General features: G+C 34.4%; 15 protein-coding genes. 5 read left to right on the top strand and 10 right to left on the bottom strand.

Going from position 1 to position 14,404, the window contains the following annotated elements; translation table 11 throughout:
* Nucleotides 1-43 precede the first annotated feature (43 nt).
* Together CAR_RS03385 and yidC are read left to right on the top strand one after the other, a co-directional pair.
* Nucleotides 44-415 (top strand): acylphosphatase, encoded by a 372-nt coding sequence (locus CAR_RS03385; protein WP_013710308.1) that lies wholly within the window; start codon nucleotides 44-46, stop codon nucleotides 413-415.
* 65 nt (nucleotides 416-480) lie between these two features.
* Entirely contained in the window at nucleotides 481-1,404 is a 924-nt protein-coding gene (gene yidC, locus CAR_RS03380) for a membrane protein insertase YidC (RefSeq protein WP_013710307.1), read from the top strand.
* A gap of 33 nt (nucleotides 1,405-1,437) precedes the next feature.
* On the opposite strand, the gene CAR_RS03375 is transcribed toward yidC, so the two are convergent.
* The 3 genes from CAR_RS03375 to gndA form a co-directional block, all read right to left on the bottom strand.
* Nucleotides 1,438-2,985 (bottom strand): sensor histidine kinase, encoded by a 1,548-nt coding sequence (locus CAR_RS03375; RefSeq protein ID WP_041556132.1) that lies wholly within the window; start codon nucleotides 2,983-2,985, stop codon nucleotides 1,438-1,440.
* Nucleotides 2,982-3,674 (bottom strand): response regulator transcription factor, encoded by a 693-nt coding sequence (locus tag CAR_RS03370; protein WP_013710305.1) that lies wholly within the window; start codon nucleotides 3,672-3,674, stop codon nucleotides 2,982-2,984. The genes CAR_RS03375 and CAR_RS03370 overlap by 4 nt, the downstream gene beginning before the upstream one ends.
* A 287-nt stretch (nucleotides 3,675-3,961) precedes the next feature.
* Nucleotides 3,962-5,395, bottom strand: a complete 1,434-nt coding sequence (gene gndA / locus CAR_RS03365; protein WP_013710304.1) for an NADP-dependent phosphogluconate dehydrogenase — start codon at nucleotides 5,393-5,395, stop codon at nucleotides 3,962-3,964.
* A 338-nt stretch (nucleotides 5,396-5,733) separates the two neighbouring features.
* On the opposite strand from gndA, the gene CAR_RS03360 reads away from it, so the two are divergent.
* The 3 genes from CAR_RS03360 to msrA all read left to right on the top strand — a co-directional run bounded on the left by CAR_RS03360 (nucleotide 5,734) and on the right by msrA (nucleotide 7,615).
* Nucleotides 5,734-6,690 carry a magnesium transporter CorA family protein gene (locus CAR_RS03360; protein WP_013710303.1) on the top strand — a complete coding sequence of 319 codons (957 nt, stop codon included), beginning with the start codon at nucleotides 5,734-5,736 and terminating at the stop codon, nucleotides 6,688-6,690.
* Nucleotides 6,691-6,742: 52 nt separating this feature from the next.
* Nucleotides 6,743-6,895, top strand: a complete 153-nt coding sequence (locus tag CAR_RS12890; protein ID WP_238526708.1) for a DUF4044 domain-containing protein — start codon at nucleotides 6,743-6,745, stop codon at nucleotides 6,893-6,895.
* A gap of 69 nt (nucleotides 6,896-6,964) precedes the next feature.
* Complete coding sequence (gene msrA / locus CAR_RS03355; RefSeq protein ID WP_013710302.1) at nucleotides 6,965-7,615, top strand: peptide-methionine (S)-S-oxide reductase MsrA; 651 nt, start codon at nucleotides 6,965-6,967, stop codon at nucleotides 7,613-7,615.
* Between the two features lie 91 nt (nucleotides 7,616-7,706).
* Here the strand turns inward: msrA and recN are convergent, their stop codons facing one another.
* From recN to CAR_RS03320, 7 genes are all read right to left on the bottom strand, one after another.
* Nucleotides 7,707-9,425: a DNA repair protein RecN gene (gene recN / locus CAR_RS03350; RefSeq protein ID WP_013710301.1), complete on the bottom strand. Its 1,719-nt coding sequence runs from the start codon at nucleotides 9,423-9,425 to the stop codon at nucleotides 7,707-7,709.
* A 34-nt stretch (nucleotides 9,426-9,459) separates the two neighbouring features.
* Nucleotides 9,460-9,909 (bottom strand): arginine repressor, encoded by a 450-nt coding sequence (gene argR / locus CAR_RS03345; protein WP_013710300.1) that lies wholly within the window; start codon nucleotides 9,907-9,909, stop codon nucleotides 9,460-9,462.
* A 162-nt stretch (nucleotides 9,910-10,071) separates the two neighbouring features.
* Nucleotides 10,072-10,899, bottom strand: coding sequence for a TlyA family RNA methyltransferase (locus tag CAR_RS03340; RefSeq protein ID WP_013710299.1), 828 nt, complete (start codon nucleotides 10,897-10,899; stop codon nucleotides 10,072-10,074).
* A gap of 18 nt (nucleotides 10,900-10,917) precedes the next feature.
* Nucleotides 10,918-11,817 (bottom strand): polyprenyl synthetase family protein, encoded by a 900-nt coding sequence (locus CAR_RS03335; protein WP_013710298.1) that lies wholly within the window; start codon nucleotides 11,815-11,817, stop codon nucleotides 10,918-10,920.
* Between the two features lie 15 nt (nucleotides 11,818-11,832).
* Nucleotides 11,833-12,075 carry an exodeoxyribonuclease VII small subunit gene (locus CAR_RS03330; RefSeq protein ID WP_013710297.1) on the bottom strand — a complete coding sequence of 81 codons (243 nt, stop codon included), beginning with the start codon at nucleotides 12,073-12,075 and terminating at the stop codon, nucleotides 11,833-11,835.
* Nucleotides 12,072-13,412 carry an exodeoxyribonuclease VII large subunit gene (xseA, locus tag CAR_RS03325; protein ID WP_041556131.1) on the bottom strand — a complete coding sequence of 447 codons (1,341 nt, stop codon included), beginning with the start codon at nucleotides 13,410-13,412 and terminating at the stop codon, nucleotides 12,072-12,074. The genes CAR_RS03330 and xseA overlap by 4 nt, the downstream gene beginning before the upstream one ends.
* 115 nt (nucleotides 13,413-13,527) lie before the next feature.
* Nucleotides 13,528-14,394, bottom strand: coding sequence for a bifunctional methylenetetrahydrofolate dehydrogenase/methenyltetrahydrofolate cyclohydrolase (locus CAR_RS03320; protein ID WP_041556130.1), 867 nt, complete (start codon nucleotides 14,392-14,394; stop codon nucleotides 13,528-13,530).
* Between the last annotated feature and the right edge of the window lie 10 nt (nucleotides 14,395-14,404).

Below are 14,404 nucleotides of genomic sequence, written 5' to 3'. Positions count from 1 at the left end.
ACAATAACTTAAATAAGCAACTATTTTATTAAGGAGGCATAAGATGAGTTCTTTTTTTTCAGTAATCAAAGAGTTTCTTTTTCCAGCAAATAAACCAATAGAATCTTCAATGGATAACAACAGTAATGGAGGGATTTCTATGAAAAAAGTTTCGATCCGTGTAGCAGGTCTTGTTCAAGGAGTTGGCTTTCGTTATTCAACTAAATTAGTAGCTGATCAAATCGGTGTCTACGGCATTGTTCGTAATGAATCAGATGGAAGCGTTTATATAGAAGCTAATGGCGATGAAGAAAAAATAGACAAATTTATAGAAAAAATAAGAAATTCCCCTTCGCCCAGTGGGCAAGTTGATTCTATAACTGTAGAAGAACTTTCATCTTTGCCTGTTAGAGATAAGTTCATAATAAGCAATTGAAAACCATTCCTGAATCCTGTATAGTAAGTAATGCTACTTACTTTAAAAATGAAGGATTGTGAACAATGAAAAATTTTAAGAAATTACTTTTATCAGGAACGCTATTAAGCGTTATGGTTTTTTTGTCTGGTTGTATGGGTCATGATTCAGATGGAAATCCTAGTGGTTTTATTTACGAATTTCTAGTGGTTCCAACGCAACAAGTGATCATTCAACTTGCTGAATTATTAGGAGGTAGTTATGGACTAGCTATTATTGTCATTACATTAGTTGTCCGCTTAATTATTTTACCTTTAAATTTAAGCCAGTCAAAAAAATCCATTATCCAACAAGAAAAAATGGCCTTAATCAAACCAGAAATGGAAGAAGTTCAGAAGAAACAAAAATCTGCTGTTACAGCTGAAGAAAAAGCTGCTGCTCAACAAGAACTCATGAGTCTCTATAAAGATAACAACATGAGTATGTTAGGTGGTATCGGATGTTTACCATTGTTGATTCAAATGCCGATATTTACAGCTATGTTCCAAGCAATCAATTTGTCTAAAGAAATAGGAAATAGTACATTCTTAGGCTTTAGTTTAGGAGATCAAAATATTGCTCTTGCTATCGCAGCCGGTGCTGTCTATTTTGTTCAATCTTATGTCTCAATGATCGGACTTCCTGATGAACAAAAGAAACAGATGCGTACAATGATGTATGTTAGTCCAATTATGATCTTAATGGTTTCATTTACATCACCTGCTGGATTAGGGTTGTATTGGTTTGTTGGAGGAATTTTTGCAGTCTTCCAAACACTTATTACTAATTTTATCTATAAACCTAGAATCAAGGCACAAGTTGAAGCAGAAGCTAAAAAACGTCCTGTTAAACCAAAACGGACGATTAAACAAGCTGAACCTGTTGCACAACAATCTAAAGTTCTAAATCAGCCTTCAAATAAAATGAATGGCCGCGGTAGAAATGCCGGCAAACAACAAAAAAATCGTTAAAAAAAATACCTACTCAAACGAGTAGGTATTTTTTTATACTTCATCTTTATAGATAGGCAATGTGATTCTAAATATTGAACCATAGTCTAAAACACTTTCTACAGTAATTGTGCCATTGTATCCACTTAATAATTCTCTTGCTATCGCTAGACCAAGACCGTTTCCGCCTTTATGTCTGCTACGTGCTTTGTCAATACGATAAAAACGATTAAAAATCTTTTCAGCGTCTTCTGGAGTCATCCCTTCACCAAAATCTTGAATGGCAATTTGGACTTCTCGATCATCATTTGAAACTGATATATGGACTTCTCTACGTTCAGTAGAATATTTCACTGCATTATCCAGTAAAATAATCAAGATTTGTTCGATATGATTTCGGTAAATGGAAACATATACCTCTTCTTTAATATCATCGTCCAAATTAAAAACAAATTCTGGATGAATCATTTTAAAATTATTATAAGTTTGTTGAATAATCGGTTTTATAGCCGTTTTTTCATTTTTATAATGGATTTCTACTTGCTCAGCTCTAGATAAATCTAACATTTCTTGAACCAAACTTTTCATCCTTGTAATTTCTTGCAATGAAGCAGAAAGCGATTCATCTAGGATCTCAGGATCATTTTTACCCCAGCGATCTAACAGCTTCAAATGACCTTCCATCACAGCAACTGGTGTTCTTAATTCATGAGAAACATCTTCAACGAATTGTTTCTGTTGCTCAATATACTTTTGCATCTTGTCCAGCATGTCATTAAATACAATGGATAGATGATCCAATTCATCGTTTCCTTCAACTACTTCAATTCTAGAAGTCGATTGCGTATCTTGTCGAAGATCATTCATTGTTTTTGTAATGTTTTTTATCGGCTTCAAAAAATTAGATGCCAAGAAGTAACCTAGAATACCACTAAAAATAAGCGCAGCAGAACTCATAGCTACTAAACTAATAAACGTGACCTCTATCATATTATGGTAATCTGACATCCCATCTATAACTTGTACATATCCAATGATTTGTTGTGTCTCGTCAGAAATAACAGGCGCAACTCCATAATAGCCCTCTTCACCATTTACTTCGATCATCTTAATAACGGGTTCCGAGCTTTCTTCAAAAGAAAAATCGCCTAATTTTGATTCAAAAAGCAAACGCGATGTTGGAGTATACACTCTTACGATGACATCTTCTTCATTCATTTTGGCATATAAGGTATCTTCGTAATTTCCAGAATCTTCAAAGGTTGTATTTCTCTGATCATATTCCCCATTTAGCTCCATAATATCTGGAAAGTAAGAGGGATTAAATGCAGAGTAAACCGTTGCCTTTGATAAAGCTGAGGAATCGCTATCTGTTATTTTATTTTCATCAACTAGTCGACTAGTTGATGAAAATAAGACTTCTCTAAAATTTTCTTCCTCTTGTGTGAACATAATTTGTCTAAAACCTACAAAAATAGCAATAGAAAAAATCGAAAACGTTAAGAATATTGCAAGTGTAGCTCCAATAGTCCATTTCCATTTTAAGGATAATCGTTTTCTTTTCTTTCCTTCCTTATTTTTGTCATAGAACGAGAATCTCACGAACGCATCACATAACCTGTCCCGCGAACGGTTTGAATGTAGCTGTCAACATTCGGAACGTCAATTTTATTTCTTAGGTAACGAATATATACATCTACAACATTTGTTTCAACTTCAGTTTCGTATCCCCAAACTTTATTCAATAATACATCACGAGCTAAAACAACGTTCACATTTTCCATTAACTCTAGCAATAATTCATATTCACGCTTCGTTAATTCAATAACTTCATCACCACGACGTACGACACGGTTTTCTTTTTCAACCGTTAAATCTCTATACGTAACTGTTGTTTGTTTTGTGATATTTTGTTCGCTTTCAATTTCAATACGGCGGAATAACGCGCGTAAACGTGCGAGTAATTCTTCAATAGCGAATGGTTTAACAATATAGTCATCTGCACCATGATCTAATCCAGATACGCGGTCAATAACTGAGTCTCTAGCAGTCATCATAATAATAGGCACATTACTTACTTGTCTAATACGACGACAAACATCTATTCCATTTAATTCTGGTAGCATTAAGTCTAATAAAATAACATCCCAATGTGCGTCTTCTGCAACTGCAGCTTCTAATCCTGTACGTCCGTTGTAACGAACCTCTGTTGCGTAGCCTTCATGTTTTAATTCTAGTTCTACAAAACGAGCCAGATTTTTTTCATCTTCAATAATTAAAATTTTGTTCATGTTAGTGTACACCTGCTCCTCTAAAATCCCTATTTTTATCTCTTTTGCTCTTGTTACGATACCATGATAAGTATTTTTTCACAATCAATTTTTAATGTGTCCGTTATCATTTTACCATAAATTAAAAAAAAATGAGAACCTTAAAATTCATCTTTAAGAGTTTCTTAAGCAATTCGACAGTTGTCTATTATTTATTAGATAATTTCATTAATTTTTGGTCATACAAAAAGAGACTGAAAATATAATCTCAGTCTCTTTTTTACGATCTATTTTAGAAAAACAATGTCTTACAGTTGTTCTTCTCCTTCATTTCCATACCAGTCAAAGTGGAAGGTTCCAGCTTTATCTGTTCTTTCGTAAGTGTGTGCTCCGAAATAATCACGTTGTGCTTGAATGATATTTGCAGGCAGATCAGCAGTACGATATGAATCATAATAAGCAATTGCTGAAGAGAATGTTGGGATAGGTACACCTGATTTAACAGCAATACCAATCACATCACGAACAGAGTCTTGGTAATTTTTTGTGATATCCATAAAGTAATCGTCCAACATCAAGTTTTTAAGATCTGCTTTGCGATCATAAGCATCTGTGATTTTTTGCAAGAATCGAGCACGAATAATACAACCGGCACGGAAAATTTTAGCTATTTCACCGTATTGTAAATTCCAATCATACTCCTCACTAGCTGTACGCATTTGTGCAAATCCTTGAGCATAACTCATAATTTTACTGAAGTATAAAGCTTGTCTAATTTTTTCGACTAATTCAGCTTTTTCGCCTTCAAATGAATAACTAGCAGGTTTGGGTAAAACTTTGCTTGCTTCAACACGTTCTTCTTTTAAAGCTGAAATATAACGTGCGAAAACAGATTCTGTGATTAATGGAAGTGGCACACCTAGATCTAATGCACTTTGCGATGTCCATTTACCAGTACCCTTATTACCAGCACGGTCTAAAATGATATCAACCATTGGTTTGCCTGTTTCAGGATCTTTTTTAGTTAAAGCTGTTGCTGTGATTTCAATTAAGAAACTATCTAATTCGCCTTTGTTCCATTCAGCAAATACTTCAGCAATTTCTTCAACTGATAAACCTGCAACGTTACGCAACAAGTGATAAGATTCAGCAATCAATTGCATATCGCCATACTCAATACCATTATGAACCATTTTAACGTAATGTCCTGCTCCATTTGGTCCAATGTAAGTAACACAAGCTTCACCATCTTCAGCTACAGCAGCAATTTGTTCAAGGATAGGTGCAACAAGATCGTAAGCTTCTTTTTGCCCACCAGGCATAATAGCCGGTCCTTTAAGTGCACCCTCTTCTCCACCAGAAACACCTGTTCCAATAAAGTTCACACCTGATTCTGCTAACTCTTCACTACGGCGAATTGTATCTTTAAAGAAGGTATTTCCTCCATCAATCAATACATCTCCTTCATCAAGATGCGGCAATAAAGATTGGATGGTTGCATCCGTTCCTTTACCTGCTTGTACCATTAACAAAATACGTCTTGGTTTTTCAAGAGAATCCACAAATTCTTCAACTGTGCGAGTCAATACTAATTTTTTACCTGGATTTTCTGCAATAACTGCTTCTGTTTTAGATGTCGTACGGTTATAAACTGACACGGAATATCCTCTGCTTTCAATGTTTAAAGCCAAATTTTTCCCCATGACAGCCATTCCAACTACACCAATTTGTTGCTTACTCATATTTATTTGAACTCCCTTCTCTTCAACCTCTATTTAACTAATATTATTTCTTTGTCCTTTACTATCCTAGCAAAAAAAACAAGAAATGAAAAGTTGTTTCATATATTCTGTTAAGTTATTTATCTTCTCACTCAAGTTACAACCACTTTTAAGTTAAAAATATGATTTATACACTTTTATTTAAAAAATGTTGTACCAATTAAATAAAAGTGCAGTTTTCCTTTTAACAAAAAACATTTTCTAACTTTTTTCACCCTGCTTAGTGTAAACTAAGGAATAGAGTAGAGTTTATTTCTTAATCGTATCTTCTATTAATCTTATTTCAAGGAGCGTTTGCCATGATTCATTCTTATTATACAACAACCAAAGGTGAAGTTATCCATGACACTGAATTTACTCATGTGGAATGGCTGCACCTATCTAATCCAACACCTGATGAAATCAATCGAGTAGTTAAACATTTTGGATTTCCAAAAGACTACCTTTCTAGTGTTTTGGATCCAGATGAGGTTTCAAGACATGAAAATTTAGAATTAGATGAAAGCGAGAGTTCTTCATTGGCTATGTTTCTTTATCCATTAAAAATATCGAGTAACCCAAATGATAGTGAATATGTTACCAGACCTTTAGCTGTTATTATGACATCGAAAACCGTTATTACAGCTGCGGTTCATACACCTGATTTTATTTCAAAAATGATTGAGAATAAACCGAATTTCCCAATATCTAGTACAAATCAAGAAAATTTTTTGTTAGATATCGCTTGGCACATTTCTTCTGATTACATTACTTACTTAAAAGATATCAATGCTAAAATAGAAAAATTAGAAGACACCATTACAAAGACTTCTAAAAACCGCCAGTTATTTGTCTTAATGTCTCTACAAAAAAGTTTAGTTTATTTTAGTACTGCCATTGAAAGTAATCACCCGATTTTCAAACGTTTAAAAGCTATTGAGCGTTTTAATACAAATAAAAATATTCTTTCCTTTTTACATGACGTTGTTATTGAAAATCAACAAGCCGAAGCAATGATTCGCCAGTCTAATAAAATGTTGGAACAAATCAGTGCTATCTTTTCTTCAGTTATTTCAAACAATTTAAATAATATTATGAAAGTATTAACATCCATCACCATTGTTTTGACTATCCCAAATATTATCGGAGCGCTTTGGGGTATGAATGTGACACTCCCATTTGAAGACACTCCAGGTGCTTTTTGGATACTTTGCTTCATCAGTCTTGCAATATGCGTATTAACCGTTTGGATATTGAGAAAAAAAGATTATTTTTAATAGCCTATTGATTCTTTCTGCTTATTTGATGTAAACTGTAAGAAATATCCATATGAAAGTGGGGGATTACCTCGTGGCTACAAAAAACAAAAAATCAGTCTCTAAAACACAACGCTTCACTAAAGTGTTTGTCTGGATTATGCTAATCGCAATGTTAAGCACAGCATTTCTAACGCTTATTTCCACACTAATTACTATTAATTAAAGCCCACCACATCAATTGATTGAGTAAATCGATTGATGTGGTTTTTATTTTAACTTTGGAGGTCACAACATGACAAATTTTGATAGACAATCGAATAGCATTCAAACCGCTACTTTTAGTATGGGATGCTTTTGGGGACCTGATAGTCGTTTTGGTCATCTTCCTGGTGTCATTCGAACACGCGTAGGTTATGCTGGCGGTGCTTTACCTAATCCTACCTATAGATCCATTGGAGACCATTCTGAGACGCTAGAGATTGATTTTGATCCTGAGGTTATTAGTTATTCAGATATTTTAAATTTATTTTGGGACAGTCATGATGCTGTTAAAGACCGCAACTATAAGGGGCGCCAGTATCTTTCAATTGTGTTTTATCATAATGCTGAACAACAAAAGACTGCTAATCAGGTCAAAAATAACTGGGAAAAGAAATACAATAAACAAATACAGACTGAATTTCTCCCATACACTCACTTTTATCGAGCAGAAGATCACCATCAAAAATATTTTATGAAACGTTACCCTAAAGCTCTTGAGGCAGTAAGCAATCTTTTTCCAACCTATACTGACTATGTTGATTCAACTATTGCTGCACGTCTGAATGGTTTTGTTCGAGAATACGGTCTTTTAACTAATATCAAAAAAGAACTCGAATTTTGGGGATTGAGTGACAATGAAAAAAACATTTTAGAGAAGCTGCTTGCAACTATTCGGTGGTAAACTACTGCTTTATATTTTTAAATTAGTTTTTATAAAAAGAATCCCGTAACCAACAGACTTTTCAGTCCATTGATTACAGGATTCTTTACTTTTAACTCAATTGCTTTTGCTTTTGTTTTTCTGTTTCAGCTAAAATAGTTAATTCTTTAGCATGTTCTAAAGTCAATTTTGTGATTTCAGTACCTGCTAACATACGGGCAATTTCTTCAATTTTTTCTAAAGACACTAAAGAATTGACATGCGTTTTTGTACGATCATTTTCCACACTTTTTGAAATATATAAATGGTTATCTGCCATCGCAGCTACTTGAGGCAAATGCGTAATGCAGAGGACTTGCGAATGAACAGCTACCATATAAATCTTATTTGCAATCGCTTGAGCGACTCGTCCGCTGACACCGGTATCTACCTCATCAAATATAATACTAGTAATACCCTGAGATTTAGAAAAAATGGTTTTCATCGCTAACATCATACGAGATAATTCTCCTCCAGAGGCTACCCTAGCCAAAGGTTTTAACGGTTCACCCATATTTGTAGCAATATAGAATTCTACCTCATCAAAGCCAGACTCGTGTGCAGTTTCACTCGTAAAATCTTGAACCGGTTTAAAAAATTGAACTTCAAATACCACTTTTTCCATATACAATTCTTTTAACTGTTCATGAATGGCTTGTTCAATATTTTTGGCTACCACTCTACGTTTTTCAGAAAGTTCGTTACCTCGCTTAATCAATTCTTTCGATAAACTGGATAACTCTTTTGTCATATTCGTCAGGTGATTTTCACGATTTAAAATTTGATTTAATTCTGCTGCAATTTTTTCATAATACATCTTGATTTCTACAATAGACTCGCCATATTTACGTTTTAATTGTTTGATGGTTTCAAGTCTTTTTTCAATTTCATTAAGGCGATCCTCATCATATGCTGTTTGATCCATTTCTCTTAAAATGTCACTAGCAGCTTCTTGAAGCTGAAAGTAACTACTTGAAATTGCTTCTGACAAGATTTTGTATTTTTCATCTATTTCTTCAATAGAATTCATTTCAGTCATGGCATTTCCAATCAAGTCAATTCCATTGACTTCATCTCCTTGCAAAGCATCATAGCTCATTGATAATGCAGACATAATTTTTTGATAATTAGCTAACAAATTTTTTTCTTCTAACAGCTCTTCTTCCTCACCATCAAGAAGTTCAGCCATTTCAATTTCATTTGTTTGGTACTGAAGCATATCTAATCGTTGTGCTAGTTCTTGTTCTCCATTTTGCCATTTATCAAAAGCTTTTTTTACTTTTTTATAGTCTGCATAAGTTTCTTGATAATTCTTTTTTAATCTCACTAATTCCTGATCACCAAAATGATCTAACATACTTAAATGACGTTCTGGATTCATTAATTCTTGATGTTCATTTTGTCCGTGAATATCAATAATCGATTCTCCAATTAGACGCAAGGTAGCGATCGTTACTAAACGACCGTTGATTCGACAAACATTTTTACCACTACGATGAATGTCTCGCTGAATAATCACACTATCTTCTTCACTGTCTATATCATAGTCTTTTAGTAACTTATAAGTAGTGGAATTTCCTTCTAATGAAAACAACGCTTCTAGGACACACTTAGTTGCACCATGACGAATAAATTCACTGGATCCTCTTCCACCTGCAAGCAGCCCAACCGCATCAATAATAATCGATTTCCCTGCCCCTGTTTCTCCGGTTAAAACAGTCATACCACGATTAAAACTAAGATTCAAATCTTGTATGATTGCAAAATCCTTAATTGTTAATTCCTGAAGCACTGTTTAACACCTCCAATACTTCCATCTTGATTGCTTAAATTAATTGTATAAAATGATTTTTCAACTGGAGTGCTTCTTCATTTGAACGACAAATAATAAGTACTGTATCATCTCCTGAGATAGCTCCAAAGACACTGTCAAAATTTGAAGTATCAATTAAACTCCCTAGAGCAAAAGCATTTCCAGGAATGGTTCGAATGAGCAGAAAACAATCTTGCGTATCCATAGAAACAAAAGCATCTTTAAATAAACGTTCCAACTTTTTCGATGTATCGTATTGAATATCAGGCGGTAAACTATATTGATATCCTCCTGTTTGAGAGGGAACTTTAACTAATTGAAGTTCTTTAATATCACGCGAAATAGTTGCTTGCGTTACTTCTATACCCTTTTCTTCTAATATACGTACAAAGTCTTCTTGTTTTTCAATAACATGTTCTTTAATCAACTCTTGTAACAAATGATGACGTTCTCTCTTTTTCATGTTTCCACCTCATTTTCATAACCACTATTATTCATTTAATACTCCTATCATAGCGCACTTAATTCAGATAGAAAAGAAAAAATAAAAGAAATTAAAACAAAAAGCCCTAAAAATTAAAAATAAAATACGAATGTACCAATTTTAGTTGGTACATTCGTTATCTTATTTTTTTTCATTTTTTAGTGTAGCGTATGCCTCACTTAAAACAGATTCTATCTCGACAGATTCAGCAAGATTACCCTTTATTTTATCATTCCATTTTAAATGAGCTAAAAATTCAATGTTTCCTTCTCCACCAGTAATAGGGGAAAATGTCAAATTCAATACATCGTATCCAATGTTTGTTGCAAATGAAAGCATGTCTGTCAAAACTTGTTCATGAACTTGTTTATCACTGACAATTCCTTTTTCACCAACATCTTCACGATGTGCCTCAAATTGAGGTTTGATTAAGGCCAGTACATCTCCACCAGAAGCAATAATATTCTTTAAAACGGGGAGAATCATGCGTAGCGAAATAAAAGAAACATCAATAGATGACAGATTGGGTCTGCCATTTGAGAAATCTTCTGGTTTACAATACCTAAAATTCGTTTGCTCCATTACTACGACCCTTGGATCTTGACGTAATTTCCAGGCTAACTGATTCGTACCTACATCTAAAGCATAACTCAATTTAGCTCCGTGTTGCAAAGCAGCATCTGTAAATCCGCCAGTAGAAGAACCAATATCTAACATGATTTTGTCTTTAATTGTCACATCAAAAACTTTCATAGCTTTTTCTAATTTGAATCCACCACGACTGACATACCGAGATTTTTTCCCTTTTAAGTGGAGCTTCGTCTCAGAAGGAATTTTTTCTCCAGCAGTATCAATCCGCTCTTCTTTTTCTGTGTATACCTGACCAGCCATAATAACGCTTTTAGCTTTTTCAATAGACTCTACAAGGCCTTGTTCGACTAAGAGGATATCTACTCGTTCTTTTTTCATGTGACGGTTCCCACCTTTTTAATCGATTACTAAAAGATCAATAATTTCTACCAGTAAATTAATTTGGACCGGTCTAGCTGAGTCTCGACTAATTTGTTCTACAGTCATTAAGTTTAATTTTGCAGCTGTTAACTCTTGATTCAAAGCTTTTTTAGCTCCTTCAAGTGTTAGCAAACCAGGATAAGTACTTTTATTGTGTGCTGCATCCATCCCAATATTTTTACCGATTTCTTCTACATTTCCGATCACATCCAAAATGTCATCGCGAATTTGATAAGCTAATCCGATATGTTCAGCGTACCCCATCAATTGTTCTTCTACTTCTGTTGCTGCGTCAGCAATCACACATGCGGCATAAATAGGAAATTTTAACAATTCACCTGTTTTGTTTCGATGAATAAATTGCAATTCTTCCAAGCTTAAGTCTTTTGTTTCACCTTGGATATCCGCCATTTGCCCCAAAATCATACCTTCTGGACCAGCTGATTTTGCTAATGCTAGAATTAATTTCACTTTTTTTTCTGGAGAAGCATCTGATACAGCAATAATTTCAAAAGCTTGTGTTAGCAAAGCATCACCAGCTAAAATTGCTGTATCTTCACCATAAACAATATGACTTGTCGGTTTTCCTCTACGCAAATCATCATTATCCATAGCTGGTAAATCATCATGAATCAAGGAATACGTGTGAATAAACTCTAAAGCAGCACTCACGGCATATCCTTTTCTAATATCGCCGCCCAACGATTGAATCGTTGCTAAAAGAAGCAAAGGTCGAATTCTTTTTCCACCAGCTTCCAAGGAATAAAACATGGCTTCATGCAATGGGGCTTTTTTAATGCCATTTTCCCCAATATATCCGAGCATTTCCTCTTCAAATGATGGAATCACTTTATCTTTAAATGACTTTAAATTCATATTGACCCTCTTTTCTTAATTACTTTCACTTTCATTTTCATCTTCAAATAATTTTTCTTTGCCGTTTTCATCTACTATTTTCGTTAGGGTTTGTTCTGCATTTTGTAGAGTTTCCTTACAAAATTTACTTAAACTAACTCCTTTTTGAAATTGATCCAACGCTTCTTCCAACGGAACATCTCCACGCTCCAAGTTTGTTACGATTTCTTCTAATTGCTGCATTGCTTCTTCGAATTTTAATTTCTTTGCTGTACTCATTTAGATTCCTCTTCTTTCTTTATCACTTTTGCCTCAAAAGTTCCCTTGTGCAAATGAATGTGTATCTTATCTTCTACTTCCACTTGTTTACTGTCTTTAATAACTTTTCCATCTTTTGTTGCATAACTGTATCCACGATTCATAATTTTTAAAGGACTTAAATAATCCAGCGATTGAACAGCATATTGAAATCGTTTAGTCTGATTTTCCATATACCATTCCATTTGAGTCGTCAATTGCTTGTTCATCACATTTAAGTCACTATGCTTTTGTTTAACTAACTGTGTCGGATTTTGTGCGTTTAATTGAAGCATATGAACATTAAGGTCGTTTTTTAATTGCTGGTTTTTTTCTTCCATTGCTCGAACGAGCCTCTCAGTTAACAAATCTAGCTTTTGAGCATACCCCTCATATAACCGCTGCGGTTGATTAAAAATATAAGAATTTAATTGGCTCGTTAACCGTTGATTTAATATTTCCACTTTTCGCGCATAGCTTTGAACAAGACGCAATTTTAATTGTTCAATTTTGATCAATTCTTCAGACAACAAAGGAACAGAAATTTCTGCTGCTGCAGTTGGAGTTGCTGCACGCACATCTGCCACTAAATCAGCAATGGTCGTATCTGTTTCATGCCCTACAGAAGAAATGATCGGTGTTTGAGCTTCAAATATCGCACGTGCAACTTTCTCCTCATTGAAAGGCCATAGATCTTCAATCGAACCTCCACCACGTGCAAGGATCATTGTGTCAAAATCACCTTTTTCTTCTACCATACGGATGCTCGCTACAATTGCATCTGCCGCTTTATTTCCTTGTACAAGAGTAGGGTAAATAACCAATTGAACAATAGGAAATCGTCTTTTTATTGTAGTCATAATATCCCTTATAACTGCGCCGCTTGGGCTCGTTACTACTGCAATTCGTTTAGGAAAAGTAGGGATCAATTGTTTTGGTGCATCAAAAAGTCCTTCATTTTTTAATTTTTTCTTCATCTCTTCTAAAGCTTGGTAGAGAGCACCAACTCCATCTGGCTCCATATGTTCAATCGTTATTTGATAATTTCCGCTTGCCTCATATAACGAAATTCGTCCAATGACCAATACTTTCATTCCTTCTTCAGGAGTGAATTTAAGTTTTTGGAACGCTGCTTTAAACATAATTGCAGAAATTTTGGCATGATCATCTTTTAAACTGAAGTATTGATGGGCATTTGCCCTATTTCGAAAGTTAGAAATTTCTCCTGTCAAATAGATTCGTTCTAAATAAGGGTCACGTTCAAATTTTCGTTTAATGTATTTAGTCAATGCGGTGACCGTCAAGTAATCATTTGACAATTTATTCACTCCTCTTAGCAGCATTGCATAAATTGAAAACAGCTCTTTATTTGTTGTTTTTAATTATCGTTAAATTTGGCTTATTCTCAGCCATTTAAAGAACGATTCTTATGCCTTACATTTTTTTTGGTAATGCGTTAATCTTTTTTGCACTTTCAATCGTTTGATATAGCAGCATAGTGATAGTCATGGGTCCTACTCCTTTAGGAACAGGAGTTAAGTAACCTGCAACTTCAGCTACTTCGTCACTTTTGACATCACCAATTAATTTCCCGTTTTTATCACGGTTCATTCCTACATCAATTACTGCAGCACCAGGTTTGATAAACTCTTTTGTTACAAAATGACCTCTACCGATTGCTACAACTAAAATATCAGCTGTACGGGCTAGTGCAGCTAAATCTTTTGTTCTAGAATGAGCAATAGTTACTGTTGCATTCTTCATCATTAAAAGTTGAGCCATTGGTTTTCCAACGATATTGCTACGTCCTATCATTACTGCTGTTTTACCATCAATTTCTACCTGATAACGTTCCAACAATTTCATAATACCGTAAGGTGTACACGGTATCTTATCTGGTTTCCCTATTAGTAATTTCCCCATATTTATAGGATGGAAACCATCCACATCTTTTATAGAATCAATTGCATTTACTACTTTATCTGAATCAATTTGTTTCGGTAATGGCAACTGCACTAATATGCCATGAAAGGCTGGATCTTCATTATAGTGATTAACTTCATTTAATAATTCTTCTTCTGTTATATCTGCTGGATAGCGTTTAACGAGTGAATGAAATCCTAATGCTTTTGCACGTTTTTCTTTGTTTCTTACATACGTTTGACTTGCAGGATCTTCACCAACTAATAATACAACTAAACCAGGGGTAATTCCTTTTTCCTTGAGTTGATTGACATCATTTTGCATCTCAATCGTCATTTCATCGGCCAATGTTTTACCACTCATGATTGTTGCGCTCATAAAGAATCCC

The sequence above is a fragment of the Carnobacterium sp. 17-4 genome (assembly GCF_000195575.1).
GTDB lineage: Bacteria > Bacillota > Bacilli > Lactobacillales > Carnobacteriaceae > Carnobacterium_B.
This window is presented reverse-complemented; position numbering and strand designations above follow the sequence as displayed.